Source organism: Clostridium tanneri (genome assembly GCF_033659955.1).
In the GTDB taxonomy this organism is placed as follows: Bacteria; Bacillota; Clostridia; order Clostridiales; family Clostridiaceae; genus Clostridium_AM; species Clostridium_AM tanneri.
In genome coordinates this window covers 308427-326847 of sequence record NZ_JARUJP010000001.1, presented here as the reverse complement: position 1 = coordinate 326847, position 18421 = coordinate 308427, and the positions used below count along the sequence as shown (strand labels likewise).

Annotated in this window: 15 protein-coding genes; 14 read left to right on the top strand and 1 reads right to left on the bottom strand. The window is 32.3% G+C overall.

The features are described from left to right. The first annotated feature begins 51 nt into the window (after window positions 1–51). From P8V03_RS01520 to holA, 4 genes are read left to right on the top strand one after another with little or no spacing between them, the layout of a single operon-like run. Complete coding sequence (locus tag P8V03_RS01520) at window positions 52–2646, top strand: cation-translocating P-type ATPase (RefSeq protein ID WP_318796505.1); 2595 nt, start codon at window positions 52–54, stop codon at window positions 2644–2646. Window positions 2647–2691: 45 nt separating this feature from the next. After that, window positions 2692–2952 carry a hypothetical protein gene (locus P8V03_RS01515; protein ID WP_318796504.1) on the top strand — a complete coding sequence of 87 codons (261 nt, stop codon included), beginning with the start codon at window positions 2692–2694 and terminating at the stop codon, window positions 2950–2952. Next, window positions 2949–4724 carry a ComEC/Rec2 family competence protein gene (locus P8V03_RS01510; RefSeq protein WP_318796503.1) on the top strand — a complete coding sequence of 592 codons (1776 nt, stop codon included), beginning with the start codon at window positions 2949–2951 and terminating at the stop codon, window positions 4722–4724. Before P8V03_RS01515 ends, P8V03_RS01510 begins: the two co-directional genes overlap by 4 nt. A gap of 41 nt (window positions 4725–4765) precedes the next feature. Continuing rightward, complete coding sequence (gene holA, locus P8V03_RS01505; protein ID WP_318796502.1) at window positions 4766–5809, top strand: DNA polymerase III subunit delta; 1044 nt, start codon at window positions 4766–4768, stop codon at window positions 5807–5809. 38 nt (window positions 5810–5847) lie between these two features. Here holA and rpsT read toward each other — a convergent pair whose 3' ends face one another. Then, a complete protein-coding gene (gene rpsT / locus P8V03_RS01500; protein WP_261670957.1) occupies window positions 5848–6114 on the bottom strand; it encodes a 30S ribosomal protein S20 in 267 nt (88 codons plus the stop codon). Window positions 6115–6330: 216 nt separating this feature from the next. Between rpsT and gpr the strand changes: the two genes are divergently transcribed. The 10 genes from gpr (at window position 6331) to prmA (ending at window position 18394) form a co-directional block, all read left to right on the top strand. Continuing rightward, window positions 6331–7302, top strand: a complete 972-nt coding sequence (gene gpr, locus P8V03_RS01495; protein WP_261670956.1) for a GPR endopeptidase — start codon at window positions 6331–6333, stop codon at window positions 7300–7302. A gap of 119 nt (window positions 7303–7421) precedes the next feature. Beyond that, window positions 7422–8501: a stage II sporulation protein P gene (locus P8V03_RS01490; protein ID WP_428978957.1), complete on the top strand. Its 1080-nt coding sequence runs from the start codon at window positions 7422–7424 to the stop codon at window positions 8499–8501. A gap of 63 nt (window positions 8502–8564) precedes the next feature. Next, the gene (locus P8V03_RS01485; RefSeq protein ID WP_318796501.1) at window positions 8565–8909 is read left to right on the top strand and encodes a hypothetical protein; all 345 of its coding nucleotides are present in this window, start codon (window positions 8565–8567) and stop codon (window positions 8907–8909) included. A gap of 172 nt (window positions 8910–9081) precedes the next feature. Beyond that, on the top strand, window positions 9082–10890 hold the full coding sequence (gene lepA / locus P8V03_RS01480; protein ID WP_318796500.1) for a translation elongation factor 4: 1809 nt from the start codon (window positions 9082–9084) through the stop codon (window positions 10888–10890). 22 nt (window positions 10891–10912) lie between these two features. After that, window positions 10913–12070, top strand: a complete 1158-nt coding sequence (gene hemW, locus P8V03_RS01475; RefSeq protein WP_318796499.1) for a radical SAM family heme chaperone HemW — start codon at window positions 10913–10915, stop codon at window positions 12068–12070. Window positions 12071–12259: 189 nt separating this feature from the next. Further along, on the top strand, window positions 12260–13297 hold the full coding sequence (gene hrcA, locus P8V03_RS01470) for a heat-inducible transcriptional repressor HrcA (RefSeq protein WP_318796498.1): 1038 nt from the start codon (window positions 12260–12262) through the stop codon (window positions 13295–13297). 44 nt (window positions 13298–13341) lie between these two features. Then, entirely contained in the window at window positions 13342–13983 is a 642-nt protein-coding gene (gene grpE, locus P8V03_RS01465) for a nucleotide exchange factor GrpE (RefSeq protein ID WP_318796497.1), read from the top strand. Between the two features lie 109 nt (window positions 13984–14092). Then, the gene (dnaK, locus tag P8V03_RS01460; RefSeq protein WP_318796496.1) at window positions 14093–15946 is read left to right on the top strand and encodes a molecular chaperone DnaK; all 1854 of its coding nucleotides are present in this window, start codon (window positions 14093–14095) and stop codon (window positions 15944–15946) included. Between the two features lie 231 nt (window positions 15947–16177). Beyond that, on the top strand, window positions 16178–17320 hold the full coding sequence (gene dnaJ, locus P8V03_RS01455; protein WP_261670949.1) for a molecular chaperone DnaJ: 1143 nt from the start codon (window positions 16178–16180) through the stop codon (window positions 17318–17320). A 138-nt stretch (window positions 17321–17458) separates the two neighbouring features. Continuing rightward, a complete protein-coding gene (gene prmA / locus P8V03_RS01450; protein ID WP_318796495.1) occupies window positions 17459–18394 on the top strand; it encodes a 50S ribosomal protein L11 methyltransferase in 936 nt (311 codons plus the stop codon). Window positions 18395–18421: the final 27 nt, after the last annotated feature.

Sequence of the window (18421 nt, the reverse complement as noted above, 5' to 3'; positions counted from 1 at the left end):
AAATCCAATATTCAAATGTTTATCCATTTAAAATACGGAAAGGTGAAGTTTATGATTGAATGGTACGGTAATCCATGGAGTGAGGTTGTTAAAAAGTTACAAAGCAACATCTATTCAGGACTTGACGAAGAACAGATAAATACCCATAGAGCTCAGTATGGTGAAAATAAAATAGTTATACCAAAAACAAAAAGCATATATAAGCTTACTTTAAAACAAATAAAAGAACTGTGGATCTTATTAACAATTGTTTCTATTCTTTTAATTCTATACATGGAAAATTTTTTATTAGCAGCAGCAGCACTAACCATATTGATAATAAATATTTCATGTATAGTTATTGGTGAATATAACGAAGAAAAACGAATAAAGGAACTTGAAAGGCTTAATAGTGGATATGCTAGAGTAGTTAGGGAAGGAAGAACCTTAAAAATACCTGCTGTAGAGTTAGTAGTAGGTGACATTGTAATTGTAGGAAGAGGTGAAAGTGTTCCTGCAGACTTAAGGGTGATAGAAGGGGATGAACTAAGGGTAAATGAAACTTCTATTACAGGAGAGAATTTTATAGCAGAAAAATATGAGACGAAAGTAGAGGATAAAGAGTTAACCTTATCTGATATGAAAAATATTCTTTTTAAGTCTTCCGTAGTTGTAAATGGAAGTGGAACAGGAATTGTTATAGCCGTTGGAATGAGTACTCAGATAGCTAGTGTAGTTAAATTACTTTTTGATAAAAAAGCAGAGATGCCATCTTTTAATTACAGATTACACAAATTAATAAATCATTTTACCTTACTTATATTCATGTGCTTATTTTGTATCAATGGAGTTCTTGTCTATTCAGGAGCTACAGTAGAAACTATAGTAAAAACCTCTGCTATATTTTTGTTAGGGGGAATTCCGCAAGGTATAGTCTTAATAATAACTGTTATTTCTACTATTCTATTTAAGCAAATGGAGAAAAGTTCTGTGATTTTTAAAGACCTATCTACCTTAGAAAAATTTTCATCTGTATCTGCCATTTGTACAGATAAAGTAGGCTCCTTCTCAAAGGATAAGGTAAGGGCTGTAAAGATATACACAAGTGGGGTAATTGTTGATGCGAATGAGGAAAATGTATTTGAAAATATAGATGAAGAGAAAAATCAAAACCTGTATAGAATAGCTAGTATAGGCTTATTATGCAATGATACAAAAACTAACGTAGGAAAATTGTCAAACCCAAGAAATGATCTAATGGAAGTGGCTCTTGTCAAGTTTGGGATGCAAAGTGGTCTGGACAAAAGGAAGTTGGATAGAGAGCATAGAAGAGTTCTTCACATACCTTTTGATAGTGAAAGAAGAATAGTGACTACAATAAATGCATTAGATGAAAATTTTAGAGCAAATGTCAAAGGTGCTGTAGACTCCTTGTTAGCTAGGTGCACTCATATAATGAAGAATGGTATAGAGATAGAAATAACAGAAGATGATATAAATGCTATAAAAAAGGCAGATATAGTTATGTCAGGCGAATGTTTATCTGTTATAGGCTTTGCTTATAGAAATTTTAATTATGAGCCAAGTCTTAAGGAAAATATTGAAAGTAATCTAGTATTTGTTGGACTAATGGGATTTGAAAACTTGTTAAAAGAAGAAGCTGAAAATTCCGTTAAAAAGAGTAAGATCTTGTCTGTAAAACCTGTGATAATAACTGAGGATAATAAAATTACAGCTCTTGCAGTGGGAAGAAAAATGGGACTAATATCAAAGCTCCGTGAAATTTTATCTGGTATAGAGATTGACAATATGGCAGAAGAAGAATTTGGCCGTATTGGGGAAAAAATAAGCGTTTTTTCAAAAATAAATTCTAAGCATAAGGTAAAAATAATAAAAACATTGAACAGCTATGGATATACTACAGCTATGATTGGAGCTAAGTTGATAGACTTACCTGCTCTAAGAAGCGCGGATGTAGGCATAACAACTTCTAACAGTAATATACTTAAAAAATTGACAGGTATATTTCTAGTAGATACAGATTTTATGAAACTTCTTGATCTTCTAGAGGATGCTAGAAAAGTAATGATTATGGTTAGGAAAGTGATAGTCTATGTTCTTACCTGTAGTGTCTCTATGTTAGCTTTTATAATGCTATCTTCTCTATGGAAATATGAAATACCTTTTGTTATGCAGGAAGTCTTTTGGTTCAATAACATAATAGTATTTATATCCTCTATAGTACTGTTATGGGAGTACAAGCATGAAGTGCCTTGTGTAAACCAGGTTATAGATAAAAACATAATAAAAGAAAAGATGACTTTTATTATATCTAATGGATTACTAATGGGAGCCACTGCTTTTGCAGTTGTTGTATCTACCTATTCTCAAGGAGTGGAATTTTCCAAAACCGCGGCCTTTACTGTTTTGAATTTAAATGCAGTAATTTTTACTTATAGTTTTTCTAAAAAGTTATTTTTTAAAAGCAGATTGTCTAATGTACTTATATTATGTAATTTAATTATTCAATTTTCTATTTTGATATTTGCTGCAGATATGAAAATCTTTCTAAGTGGAGATTATTGGATAAACATAGGAATAGCAACAGTTGTCTGGTTGCTAATATCACTATTTCATAAGTTTAATAAAGATGAGTATTATGACTAAGCCTTCTATTGTTGGATAGAATATCAATAGGAGGTGGGAAATGAAATGCTCCAAAATGTGTTTTATACTGCAATAAAGGGAAGCAATATAGTATTCTTAAACATCCCTGAAGTTGATTATTTTTCAATGTATGACAGTCTAACTAAGGAGTTTGCGGAAGATATAGTACAGAGGTATTTTACAATGAGAGGTAAAGAAGAAATTCTTCGTTTAAGAGAAATGGAAATAGATTCGCAGACTCATAATATTAATTTAATGCTGGAATTGGATAATACTATGTTATCTAAGGAAGGTATTGTACAATGAAGAGACCTATCGTATATTACGCTATTTCTCTGTTTATAGGCTGTATTTCCACCTTAATGCTTTCTCAGAGTGTTATAGCAGGTGCAGTTATTACTGCATCTCTTTTTGCTATATTCTTTTTTACCTTAGATAAGAAATTTTTTATTATAAATATTCTCTTCTTTTTACTAGGAGCATTAAGTTATACGATGTACTTTGATTTAAAGGTTCCAAACTCTGTAGAGGTGAGAGTTATAGAGAACAAAGGGTATTACTATATAGCAAATTATAAGGGAAGAAAATTAATATTAAATGGAAAGATAACAAAGCTAAAAGAGGGGCAAAAACTATTAATCAGTGGTAAGTTTAAAAAAGAAATCAATTATTCAAGAGGAATAATTGGAACATATAAGATTGAAAAATATACTCCCTATAAAAAGGACTTTATACATACCCTATATGATATAAAGAAAAATATATACTATAGTTATAAGGAGAGTATTGGTGAAGAAAAAGCAGCCTTGGTAATGTCTCTTTGCTACGGTGATACCGAGTATCTAACAAAAAGTCAAAAAAGTGATTTCCAGGAGATGGGAGTATTTCATGCTGTCAGTGTTTCTGGGTTTCACATGGCCATTATTTATAAGGTATTAGAAAGTGTAATAGGATTAAGATGCTCAATTGTAGTTTCTTTTATTTATATACTTTTTACTGGCCTTCAGGCATCAACTGTAAGGGCTTTTATAATGATACTGATATTTAAGCTGTCAAAAACAGTATGTAAAAACTATGATGGTGTATCTTCCTTAAGTTTTGCAGCATTACTTATCCTCTTTATTAAACCATACTACATACTAGATATAGGTTTTACTTTATCAGTTTTAGCTACATTAGGAATATTAATATATTATAAAAAATTCTTAAGGATGATGCACAGAATGCCTGAAATGATAAATAAAAGTTTAAGTGTAACCTTAAGCTCTCAAATATTTTCAGTACCGTATACTGCTTTTACTATTCAAAATTTTAGTGGAGGTTTTATACTAGGAAACTTATTTCTGCTTCCTATGTATTCGGTGATAGTTATTGTAGGTAATTTAGCTTTACTAGTAGGTTCTATAAAGCCTATATTTAGTTTTTTTAGTGCAATACTAAATTTAATGTTTACTGCAATTGAAGGTGCAAACTATTTGATTTTAAGGCTATGTCCTCCTGTAAGTTATTTAGGATATATGGAGGGAATAGCTTTAATTATAATTTATATATCATATTTGCTATATGAAAGAGGGTATAAACAATATAAATATCTACCGATTTTTGTACTGCTTATTATGTTTTGTGGAAATTATAGCTTTATTCCGAAGGTTTATCACATGGATTTCTTTAAGGGAGAAGCTGTTGTTATAAATTATAAGGCGGATAAAATATTAATATGCAATTATGATCAGGCAAGTGCCAAGGAAGTCATAAATTTAAAGGAGTATATGAATATAAGCAAGGTTATTTCTAACCCAAAAGAAAAGGTCAATATAAAGTTAAATAATGATTTGTATTTAAAGGTGATTCCTTACCATGAAAAAATAAACCTTTGTATTTATAGCGGCAAAGAAAGATTTATGTTTATAAACAATAGTACAAATGGGAAAGATTTGGCGGTATTTAATTCTTATGACACAGTAAATTTTTCACAAGGCAGCAGATTAAGTAATTCTCTAAGAAATGGATATGATGATTATAAGGAAAACTGCCACCTATATGTTATAATGTTTAATAGAGTAGTTAAACTTTATTGAGAAAGGGTCAGGTAATTTAGATAATTTTGAGGTGTGCATAGATGTTAGATATAGGTACTTTTAATGAAAATATTAAGAAAAATAAAATATCAAACTGTTATGTCTTCTGTGGAAATGATGAGCAACTTATAAAGGAGGGCATTGAATCTATAATAAATAAGGCTATAGATAAGTCTTTCTTAGAACTAAACTACTTAAAATTTGATGGAAACTCTCTTGAAAGCTTTGATGCTGTAGTAAATGCCTGTGAAACGGTGCCTTTTATGAGCGATAAAAAGGTAGTTTTAGTGTATAGAGCTTCTTTTATAGAAGATGATGGAGGAGAAAGTAATAAATTTTCAGGGGATAAGGCTTTTAATGCTGTATTAGAATATGTAGATAATGTTCCAGCACATTGTATACTTATTCTATACGATGTTTTTAAAGGTAAAAGGGATAAGCCGGGCAAAAGGCTGTATAAGTTAGATAAGAAGGCTACTGTAGTTAAAGCTGATAAAATAAGGGGACAGCAATTAGAAGGAAAAATAAAAGGCTTTTTTGAAGTAAGAAATAAAAAAATTGGAAAGGTGGAGTTAAGAGCCTTTTCTAGTTTAATGGAGGATAACAACCTAAGCATAATAGAAAATGAAGTTGAGAAACTTTGCTGTTATGTTGAGGATAGAGAGATAACTAAGGATGATATTAAAACTCTATTTTTAAAAGCTAATGATGATGATATATTTGACTTAGTAAATCCAATATCTCAAAAGAGAGTAAAGGATGCCCTAGAGGTTCTAAATGAACTTATTTATAAGGGAGAAAAAATACCTTATATTTTGAATATGATTGAAAGGCAGTTTAATTTATTATTTAAAGTAAAACTAAATATTGAGAATAAGAAAAGTAAGCAGGAAATAATGAAAGCTTTAAATATTAAATCAGAATATGCCTGTGATATGCTTATGGGTCAGAGCAAGAAGTTTACATTAAAGCAGCTTAAGCGTGCTATAGAACTTTGTTTAATTGCAGAGAGAAAGATGAAAAGTTCTTCTGTAGATGAGAAAACTGAAATGGAACTATTAATAATAAATACTATTGCTGGATAGCAAAATAAATAACCGGTTTATACAAACCGGTTTATTTATTAAGCAGTTAAGCTGTTTAACTTTGCAGCTAATCTTGACTTGTTTCTTGCTGCCTTATTTTTATGTAGTACTCCTTTTGATGCAGCCATGTCTAATGCCTTAACAGCAGCTACAAAAGTAGTTTTAGCTTCTTCAGCATTACCAGCTTGAACAGCAGCTAAAAACTTCTTTACAGTAGTTTTTAATGCTGATTTAATCATTCTGTTTCTAAGAGTTTTAGTTTCAGTAACTTTTATTCTCTTTTGTGCTGATTTTATATTTGCCATAGTTTCACCCCCTTATAGTTTTATAGGGTCTCATCAGCTTTGGGGAATTTTTGCTAGTGAGTCTCGTTTATTCAACAAATGATATTATAACACTAAAGGTTATAATCTTCAAGTGTTTTTTTTGCGTTAAAAAGTCAGAATATGAACTGTAAAGTAGGAAAACCTAATATTAAAAATTATGTTGAAAAATCATTATAAAATGGAGGGAATATAACTATGTTTAGTATAAGAACAGATTTAGCTGTTGAGGCTAAGGAAATATATCAAAGACAAAACAGTAATATACCGGGAGTTGAATCTGAAGAGAAGGAAGAAGGAGATGTAAAGGTAACTATAGTGAAGATTTTAAATGATGTTGGCGCTAGAGCTATGGGAAAACCAGAAGGTACATATGTAACTATAGATATGCCAAAGTTTACTCATTATGATGGGGATACCATGGATGAAGTAAGTACTGTTCTTGGAAAAACTTTATCTGAAATGATAAATTTAGATGATAGTATGACAGCTCTTGTAGTAGGATTAGGAAACTGGAACATAACTCCAGATGCATTAGGGCCTAAAGTTGTTTCGAAATTAATGGTAACAAGACATTTAAAGCAGTTAATACCTGATCAAATAGATGAAGGTATAAGGCCAGTTTGTGCTATAGCTCCAGGGGTTTTAGGCCTTACAGGTATGGAAACTGGTGAGATTATAAGAGGTATAGTGGATAAAATAAAGCCTAATTTAATAGTATGCATAGATGCTTTAGCTTCTAGAAAAATGGAGAGGGTAAATACTACTATTCAAATAGGCGACACAGGTATTTCCCCAGGGTCAGGAGTTAGAAACAAAAGAATGGAAATAAGTGAAAAGACCTTAGGCATACCGGTTATAGCTATAGGAGTGCCAACAGTAGTTGATGCTGCAACTATGGCTAATGATACTATAGATATGGTATTAGATGAAATGGTAGCCCAATCTACAAAAGGGTCAGAATTTTACGATATGCTAAAGTCAATAGATAAGAATGAAAAGCAAAGAATGATCCAAAGCCTCCTAGAACCTTATGTAGGAAATCTTATGGTAACTCCTAAGGAAGTGGACGTTGTTGTTGAATCCGTATCAAAAGTAATAGCTAATGGAATAAATATAGCATTGCAGCCAGCTTTAGATTTAGAAGATATTAATAGATTTTTAGGATAGTACTGGTAATATATTACTTCCCCCCTTCATATAAATTAATATATCAGTGGGATATGTTAATAATAACATTTTGAAGAAGGGGGGGAACTGCTTTGAATTTTTTCATAGCGGTGTTTTAATTGAATTACAAAAGGATAAATTCAAAAAATGATGTTAAGGTAAGAATATTCGTCTTAATGGTAAGTATGCTTTTAATAATTATTTTGCCCTGTGTGGTAAGAGCTAATAACTATAGCAGCAATGTTAAAAGGAATATGTTTTATGTTCAGGTACTTAACTATGCTATGCCAGCGGTAAAGGCTACTTCTTTTAATGAGGATGATATGGCAGAAAACAGATTTTCTATTAGTCAGACTGCACTAGCTGCCATTGGCTTGGATTTAAATAATCCGAAATCAGTTTTAGGCAAGGAGATGGCATTTATAGGACTAGAGAGTGTTAATGCTGAGGAAACTGCAAATGTAGACTTTAATCATTTTAAGCTTGACGATAAACAAGTTTCAAAGGATACAGACAAAACAGTTGCCGATAGCAGCGAAAATGTTAACCTGCCAAATAAAGAGGTTACTGTATATGACTCCAGTCTCAAAAAGACCTTGAATACTAACAAGCCAGAGGTTCTAATATATCACACACATACCACTGAAGGTTATAAACCAGGTAAACCAATAAGTACTGATAATACACAAAATGTAGTTGCGGTAGGCGATGAATTGGTAAAAGAACTTCAAACAAACTATGGTATTTCAGCTGTAGATGATAAAACAGTACATGATGCGGAGGCCTATACCCAGAGTTACGCTAGATCTGCTGTTACTGTTGATAAAAACTTAAAGAAGTATGGAGACTTTAAGCTTATAATAGATTTGCATAGAGATTCTGTAGAAGATAAAAAAGCTATTACAACGAAGATGAATGGTGAAAACGTAGCTAAAATCTCTTTAGTAATGGCAAAGAAGAACCCTCATTTCAGTAAAAATATGGCCCTTGCAAATAAAATTATAGATACCTCCAATAAGTTATTTCCGGGATTTTGCAGAGGTGTTATATACTATAATTATGGCACCAGATATTTTAACCAGAATAAAAGTAATAATGCCATCTTAGTTGAAGTAGGAGCAGATATAAATACTATTGACGAATCCAAGGCATCAGCTAAATATTTGGCTAGGTTAATTGCAGAAGCCCTGAATAAGTAGTTAGTAATTGGGAATACTTAATAGTATTCTCAATTTCCAATTACATTTGGGGGTGTTTTTCTTATGAAGAAAAAGAATATGATAATAGTTATGGTAATAAGCCTTGTAATAGTAGTATATGGTTTCATTGTAGTAAATGCAGGTATGCCTAAATTTATAAAGGACAGATCCTCATTTAAAATAAACTATAACTTTCTTCCCTTTGACTTTAGAGTTGAGATGGGAGATTATTCTTTATACATAAATAAAAAAGTAGGTTTAAATATAAAAAACAGCTCTGCAAAGCTGCTTAATAATATTGAAAAAAGCATGAATCAAAATGTTTCTAACTTTGTAGATAAAACCTCAACAGTATTTAAAAATGCTGAAGATAAAATAACTGAGGTTATTCAAAATAGAGGTAAGTAAGGTTTTATAGCAAACAAGTTATAGCAATAGTGTAAACATAATCTACTTTTCACTATAGTTTTGTTGTGTTATAATTTACTATGACTATTTATAATCTTAAGGATAAAGGAAAGATTTGCAAGTTTCTGCAAATCTTTTAAATTGTTAACTAGTAAATGGAGGGTAAGATAGTATGCAGAGCGAAAGACAAAAGTACATAAGAAATTTTTCTATAGTTGCTCACATAGATCACGGCAAATCAACACTTGCAGATAGATTAATTCAGAAAACAGGTACCCTTACTGAAAGAGAAATGAATGAACAGGTACTTGACAACATGGAGCTTGAAAAAGAAAGAGGAATAACCATTAAGTCTCAGGCGGTAAGACTTGTTTATAAGAGACCTAATGGAGAGGAGTATATTTTAAATCTTATAGATACTCCAGGTCACGTAGATTTTAACTATGAAGTTTCTAGAAGCTTAGCTGCTTGTGAAGGAGCTATTCTAGTAGTAGACGCAACACAAGGAATACAGGCGCAGACTCTAGCTAATTGTTATTTAGCATTAGACCATGATCTGGAAGTAGTTCCTGTAATAAATAAAATTGATTTGCCAAGTGCAAGACCAGAGGAAGTAAAGCAGGAAATAGAGGATATAATAGGTATTGAAGCTCATGATGCACCGTTAGTTTCAGCAAAAACAGGGATTAATATAGAAGATGTATTAGAGGCTATAGTAGAAAAGGTTCCTGGGCCAACTGGCGATGAAGAAGCTCCTTTAAAAGCACTTATTTTTGATTCCTATTATGATAACTATAAAGGTGTAGTATCTCATATTAGAGTTAAAGAAGGTACTATAAAACCAGGAACTGAAATAAGATTAATGGTTACAGGTAAAGTTTATGAAGTCACAGAAACAGGGATATTTGTACCAACATATCTCCCAGTAACAGAATTAAAAGCAGGAGATGTTGGATATTTTACAGCTTCCATAAAGAATGTTAGAGATGCCCGTGTCGGCGATACAGTAACAGAAGCGAAAAGACCAGCAGAAGAGGCACTGCTAGGATATAGACCTGCAGTTCCTATGGTATACAGTGGTATTTATCCAGTAGATGGAGCAAAATATGGAGAACTGAAGGATGCTTTGGAAAAACTTCAGATAAATGATGCTGCATTATCCTTTGAACCAGAAACTTCCATAGCATTAGGATTTGGATTTAGATGTGGATTTTTAGGTCTCTTACATATGGATGTAATTCAGGAGAGAATAGAAAGAGAATTTAATTTAGATATTATAACTACAGCGCCTTCTGTTATATACAAGATAGGAAAAACTGATGGTACAGTTATAGAACTTACTAATCCAACTAATCTTCCAGAAACTACGGAAATAAAATATATGGAGGAACCTATAGTAAAAGCATCTATAATCACTCCATCTGACTATGTTGGACCAGTTATGGATTTGGCACAAAATAGACGTGGAACCTTTAAGGATATGCAGTATATAGATACAACAAGAGTAACTTTAAACTATGAAATTCCATTAAATGAAATAATCTATGACTTTTTTGATGTATTAAAGTCTAGATCTAAAGGATATGCATCTTTAGATTATGAGCTATCAGGATATAGAGAAGCACAGCTAGTTAAATTAGATATAATGCTAAATGGTGATGTAGTAGATGCTTTATCAATGATAGTTCCACAGGAAAGAGCCTACGCTAAAGGAAGAGGTATAGCAGAAAAGTTAAAGGAAATTATTCCAAGACAAATGTTTGAAATACCTATTCAGGCAGCAGTTGGTGCAAAAGTTATAGCTAGAGAAACGGTTAAAGCTATGAGAAAAGATGTATTAGCAAAGTGTTATGGTGGAGATATATCAAGAAAGAGAAAGCTTCTTGAAAAACAAAAAGAAGGAAAGAAGAGAATGAGACAGGTTGGAAGTGTAGAAGTTCCACAAGAAGCATTTATGGCAGTATTAAAAACAGAGGAATAAATTTAATAAGGAGTGTGTATTTATGAACTCTAACAATGAAAGTAACACCATCTCTAATGAAGTTGCATTATACATTCACATTCCTTTCTGTAAACAAAAGTGCTTATATTGTGATTTTCCATCCTTCTGTGGAAAAGAAGGCCATATGTTAGAGTACTCTAGAGCGTTGGCTAAAGATATAGAAGGTATTGGTAATAGAAAAATAAAGACTATATTTATAGGTGGGGGAACTCCCACCTATTTATCTTTAGAAGGATGGAATATTATAAAAAGTGCAATTGATAAGTTGAATAAAAGAGAGGATTTAGAGTTTACAGTAGAAGGAAATCCAGGTACTTTTACAGAAGAAAAATTACTGTTTTTAAAAAGGATGGGAGTTAACAGATTGAGTATAGGTCTCCAGGCTTGGCAGGATTCTATACTTAACAAACTGGGCAGGATTCATTCAGTAGGCGAATTTATAGAAAGTTACCATTTAGCGAGAAAAGTTGGCTTTAACAATATAAATGCAGATTTAATGTTTGGATTACCAAACCAAAGTTTAAAGGATTGGGAAGAAACCCTAATAAATATTACTAAATTAAATCCAGAGCACATTTCCTGCTACAGCCTAATAGTAGAGGAAAATACACCTTTCTACAAAATGTACGAGGATGAAAAGTTACAGCTTCCTGAGGAAGAAATAGAAAGAAAAATGTATAATTTGGCAGTAGAGATACTTAAAAAGGAAGGTTATGAAAGATATGAGATATCTAACTTTTCAAAGACTGGTAAGGAGTGTAAACATAACTTAGTTTATTGGGATTTAGACGAGTATGTAGGCTGTGGAGTAGGCTCTCATTCCTATGTAGACGGTATAAGGTATAGAAAAACAGAAAATATAGAAGAATATATTGAAGAAATGACCTTAGGAAATGATTTAAGGCTGGATATTCATGAAAATTCTCTAAAGGATGATATGGAAGAATTTATGTTCATGGGACTTAGAAAAATAGATGGTATTTCTGTGGATAAGTTTAACATTAGATTTAAGAAAGATATATATTTAGTATATGGAGACATTATTGAAAAATATTTATCGGAAGGAATGTTAATTAAATCTGGAGAAAGATTATTTTTGAGTAATAGGGCAATAGAAGTATCTAACAGTATAATGTGCGACTTCATCCTAAGTGAATAAATTAATAGTTATAGATATCTAGAGGAAATTAGAGAAAAAGCAACATTAGCCACTTTAAATTCGTAAAATTATTTTTAATAGACAAATATGGTTATCTAGAGCATATTGACAAATAAAATCATGAGTGATATTTTTTAATCATAGTAATTAGCACTCGACGTTGGTGAGTGCTAATAAAGAGGTGATATTATGGAAATGGATGAAAGAAAAATAAAAATACTTCAGGCTATAATAAATGATTATATAAATACAGCTGAGCCTGTAGGATCCAGAACCATAGCTAAAAAATATGAACTAGGAATAAGTTCTGCGACCATAAGAAATGAAATGGCTGATCTTGAGGAAATGGGGTATTTAGAGCAACTTCACAGTTCTTCAGGAAGAAAACCTTCAAATAAGGGCTATAGATTGTATGTTGATAAGTTGATGCAAATACCTAGTCTTACTCCAGAAGAACAGTATAGAATAAAAACTCAAATTTTAGATACAGCATTATATGAAGTAGATAGGGTGATAAAGCAAGCTACATCACTGTTATCAGAACTTACAAAGTTAACTTGTATTGTTAAAACTCCTTCTGTTGGTAAAAGCAGCATAAAACATATACAGCTTATAAATATAGATACTAATAATATTCTATTAGTAATAATAACTGATAGCGGAATAATTAAGAATAATGTTATTAGAGTGGGTAAAAATGTAACTGGAGATGCACTAGTAAAATTAAATAATATATTAAACGCTAGAGTGAGAAGCCTAAATTGTGAGCAAATCAATCTTGAGGTTATAAATAACCTGAGAATGGATTTAGAGGGATATGAAGATATATTCAGTGCGATAATTCCTGTGTTGTATGAAAGTTTAAGCAAAAGTGATAGTAATGAAATATATACAGAGGGAACAACAAATATATTTAACTATCCTGAATATAAGGATATTGATAAAGCACGGGACTTCTTATCTTTGTTAGACAATAAGGATAAAATAGTGGATTTATTAAGCAATAGTGATAACTTTTCTATAAGAATTGGCAGTGAGAATTACGTTCAGGGAGCGCAGGATTGCAGTGTTGTTTCTGCTGTGTATAGTTTAAATAACAGGCCCCTTGGAGAGATTGGAGTAATTGGCCCTACAAGAATACCTTATTCAAAAGTTATATCCTTGCTAACTAGTGTTGTTAGAGAGCTAAATTATATTTTGACTCACATTTATTTTGATGATAGATAGGTCTTGTTTAAGATGGAAAATACTAGATTGGAGGAAGTGTCTAAATGTTTAACAACCGCGATAAAAAAGTAGAAGATCAGAAGGAAACTGTGAAAGGGGTAGCTGAAGAAAATATTACTGAAGAAAACAGCACTGAAGAGAATTTAGAAGAAAACATCATTGAAGAAACAGAGAATGCAGAAGTTACTGAAGACGAAAATTTAGCAGAAAATACGTTGGAAGTGCTAAAAGAAGAAAATAAAAAACTATCCGATGAAAACACTAAAATCAAAGGAGAAGTTGAAGCTTTAAAGGATAGACTATCAAGAATGACGGCAGAATATGATAACTTCAGAAAAAGAACAGCTAAGGAAAAGGAAGGGATTTATACTGATGCCTGCGAGGATGTATTAAAGGGAATCCTTCCTGTACTTGATAACCTTGAGAGAGCTATCTCTGTAGAGGGAAGTATTGAAGATTTAAAAAAGGGCATAGAGATGACAATAAAGCAATTTAACAATGCTTTAGAGGGCCTAAACGTAGAAGAAATTTCTACTGAAGGTGAGTTTGATCCTCATGTCCATAACGCAGTTATGCATATAGATGACGAGCAATACGGAAAAAATCAAGTAGTTGAAGTATTCCAAAAGGGATATAAAAGAGGAGATAAAGTTTTAAGATATAGTGTGGTTAAAGTAGCTAACTAAATTAATATTCTTGAGTAACATGAATAGCTTAGTTAGATAAATTTTATAACTATATTTTAGATAAATTTAAGTGAAATATATAGTGATTTAAATATAGGAGGTAATTATAATGGCAAAAGTAATAGGTATTGACTTAGGAACAACGAACTCTTGTGTAGCAGTTATGGAAGGTGGAGATCCAGTAGTAATTCCAAATGCAGAAGGAGCGAGAACTACTCCATCAGTAGTATCTTTCCAAGCAAATGGTGAAAGATTAGTAGGTCAGGTTGCTAAAAGACAGGCGATTACAAATCCAGATAAAACAATAATCTCAATAAAAAGACATATGGGAACAAACCATAAAACAAATATAGATGGAAAAGATTATACTCCACAAGAAATATCAGCTATGGTACTTCAAAAAATCAAAGCAGATGCAGAAGCGTATCTTGGAGAAACAGTTACTCAAGCAGTAATAACAGTTCCAGCATACTTCAATGACAGCCAAAGACAGGCGACAAAAGATGCAGGAAAGATTGCAGGACTTGAAGTTCTAAGAATAATAAATGAACCAACAGCAGCATCCCTTGCTTATGGACTTGATAAGATGGATACTAACCAAAAAATATTTGTTTATGACCTTGGTGGTGGTACTTTTGACGTATCAATATTAGAGTTAGGTGATGGCGTATTTGAAGTAAAGGCTACTAATGGTGATACAAAGCTAGGTGGAGATGACTTTGATGAAAAGGTAATGAACCACATAGCAGATACTTTCAAAGCTGAATATGGAATAGATTTAAGAAATGATAAGATGGCTCTACAAAGATTAAAAGAAGCTGCAGAGAAAGCAAAAATTGAGTTATCATCATCAACTCAAACAAATATAAATCTTCCATTTATAACAGCTGATGCAACAGGACCAAAACATATAGACATGAATTTAACTAGAGCTAAGTTTAATGAGTTAACTCATGATTTAGTTATGAGAACAATAGAGCCAATGAGAAAAGCATTAAAGGATGCTGGACTTTCAATTCAAGAAATAGATAAGATTATACTTGTTGGTGGTTCTACAAGAATACCAGCAGTTCAAGAAGCTGTTAAAGAATTTACAGGAAAAGAACCTTCAAAGGGAGTTAACCCAGATGAATGCGTTGCTGTAGGAGCAGCTATTCAAGCAGGAGTTTTAACAGGAGATGTTAAAGATGTATTACTTCTAGATGTTACTCCATTAAGCCTTGGTATAGAAACTTTAGGGGGAGTTGCTACTCCATTGATTGAAAGAAATACAACAATACCAACAAAGAAGAGTCAGGTATTCTCAACTGCAGCAGACGGTCAAACATCTGTTGAAATACATGTTGTTCAAGGTGAAAGACAAATGGCTGCTGATAACAAGACTCTTGGAAGATTTACTCTTTCAGGCATAGCACCAGCTCCAAGAGGAATTCCTCAAATAGAAGTTACTTTTGATATAGATGCAAATGGTATAGTTAACGTTTCAGCTAAGGATAAGGGAACTGGAAAAGAAGCTAATATCACTATAACAGCATCTACTAACTTAAGTGATGACGAAATAGATAAGGCTGTTAAAGAAGCAGAAAAGTTTGCTGAAGAAGATAAGAAGAGAAAAGAATCTATAGAAGTTAAAAATAATGCTGATCAAATAGTATACCAAAGCGAAAAGACCTTAAAAGACCTTGGAGACAAAGTATCAGCTGAAGATAAGGCTACTATAGATGAAAAAGTAAAAGCTGTTAACGCTGTTAAAGACGGAGAGGATTTAGAAGCTATAAAGAAAGCTACAGAAGATTTAACTCAAGCATTCTATGCAGTTTCATCAAAGATGTATCAAGAAGCGAACCCAGAAGGAGCAGCTGGAGCAGGCTTTGACCCTAACAACATGGGTGGAGCAAATGCTGGAACAAAAAATGATGACAATGTAGTTGATGCTGATTACAAAGTTGAAGATGATAAATAACCCATATTACAAAAATAACCATTAACTAATTTAGTATTACAGTGTATAATATATACTTGTGAATAATTAAGGGAGGAGTTTTACTCTTCCCTTAATTTAAGTAACAAATAATAGTGGTAAGGACATTAAATTGTGAATGTTAAAAAAGCATTTAGAAATAGGTGCTTTCTAAATAGGAAATTCCAAGTCAATTGTCCATTTAGGATTAATATAAATAGGTGGTGAAAAAGGATGGCAAAAAAAGATTATTATGAAATACTTGGACTTGAAAAGGGTGCAAGTGATGAAGAAATAAAGAAAGCCTTTAGAAAGTCAGCGTTAAAATACCATCCAGATAGAAACCCTGGTGATAAGGAAGCAGAAGAGAAATTTAAAGAATTAAATGAAGCTTATCAGGTACTTTCAGACCCTCAAAAGAAAGCTCAATATGATCAGTTTGGAACTGCTGATTTTAATGGAGGCGGTTTTGACGGTGGATTTGATTTTTCAGGATTTGGAGGCTTTGGAGATATATTTGACTCCTTTTTTGGAGGTGGATTCTCAGGAGGCAGCAGAAGAAACGGTCCTCAGAAAGGTGATGATCTTGAGTATAATTTAAATTTAACCTTTGAAGAGGCAGTATTTGGAACTGAAAAGCAGATAACAATAACTAGAAGTGAAAACTGTGAAAAATGTTCTGGAACTGGTGCAAAAGAGGGTACCCATCCAAAAACTTGTGATAAATGCGGAGGGTCAGGTCAAATAAGAGTGCAGAGGAATACTCCACTTGGAAGCTTCGTAAGCATGAGTGCTTGTGATAAGTGTGGTGGTAAGGGAACTATAATCACAGATCATTGCCCAGAGTGTAAAGGAAAAGGAAAGCTTAGAAAACAGAGAAAAATCAAAATTAATGTACCAGCAGGTGTTGATACTGGAAATGTAATTCCTATAAGAGGACAAGGAGAGCATGGAGTAAAGGGAGGCCCTCCAGGAGACCTATATGTGTCTATAAGAGTAGCACCTCATCCTACCTTTAAGAGAAGAGGCTTCGATATATATATAGATGCTCATATAAGCTTTGCAAAGGCTGCCTTAGGTACAGAGCTTAAAGTACCTACAGTAGATGGCGATGTTAAGTACGAAGTTGCAGCAGGAACTCAGCCAGGAACTGTGTTTAGACTAAAAGGAAAAGGTGTTCCAAGGGTTAACAGCCATGGACGAGGAGATCAATATGTCAATGTAATAGTTGATATACCTAAAAATTTAAATGCTAAGCAAAAAGAAGCTATTATGATGTACATGGAAGCTAGCGGAGAAACTCTAGAGAGAGAAAATTCAAATGGAGAAGGTTCTAAGAAGTCTGTTATAGATAAGATAAAAGATAAGTTGAAATAAGAAAAAACTTTGTTTCTCTTTCTAAGGGGAAACAAAGTTTTTTTGTAATGATATGTATTGACAGTACTAGGCTATAATTATAAAGTAGAGTTATTAGTAAAAATGAATAATTGTTAATTATATAAGTGGAGGTATAGCATGGATAAAGAATGGATTGAGGTCGCTGTAATAACTAGCAGTGAGGCTGTAGAGGCAGTTTCAGGAATATTTTATAATACAAATGTAAAAGGTGTTTCTATAGAGGACCCTGAAGATATAGAGTTTAAAAAGAAGAATCCTGGAGATTGGGATTATTTTGATGAAACTTTATTATTAGTTAAAGATGGAGCTATTATTAAAGGATATTATAAACAAGATGAGCATCTTAATGAATATTTAGCATACATAAAAGATAGTATTAATGAATTAGAGAAGTTTGGTATAGATAAAGGTAAGGGATTAATTACTGTAACTAAGGTAAATGAACAGGATTGGGAGAATAATTGGAAAAAGTATTATAAACCAACTAGAATAGGAGAAAAGGTAGTAGTAAAGCCTATTTGGGAAAACTATCAGCCTAAAGAAGAGGAAGTAATTGTAGAGCTTGATCCAGGAATGGCCTTTGGAACAGGAACACATGAAACTACTAGAATGTGTATTAAGGCTTTGGAAAAGTATGTTAAAGAAGATTCTACTGTCTTCGATATAGGAACAGGTTCAGGTATTTTAGCTATAACTGCTGCAAAGCTTAAAGCAAAGGAAGTAATAGGAGTTGATTTAGACCCTGTAGCGGTAAAATCTGCTGGAGAAAATGTTAAATATAATAATATAGATAACATAAAAGTACTTGAGGGTAACCTTATGGAAGTAGTGGAAGGAAAGGCAGATATTGTTGTTGCAAATATCATTGCAGATGTAATAATATTTTTAGTTGATGGAGTTAAAGATTTTATAGTTCCTGGAGGCCTTTTTATATCATCAGGAATAATAAAGGATAGAAAAGATGATGTGGTAAGAAAACTTGAAGAATCAGGATTTACAATAGAAGAAATAAATGTTGATGGAGAATGGGTTTGTGTAGTTGCTAGATTGTAATTGGTAATTTAATTCTCAAAGGGTGGT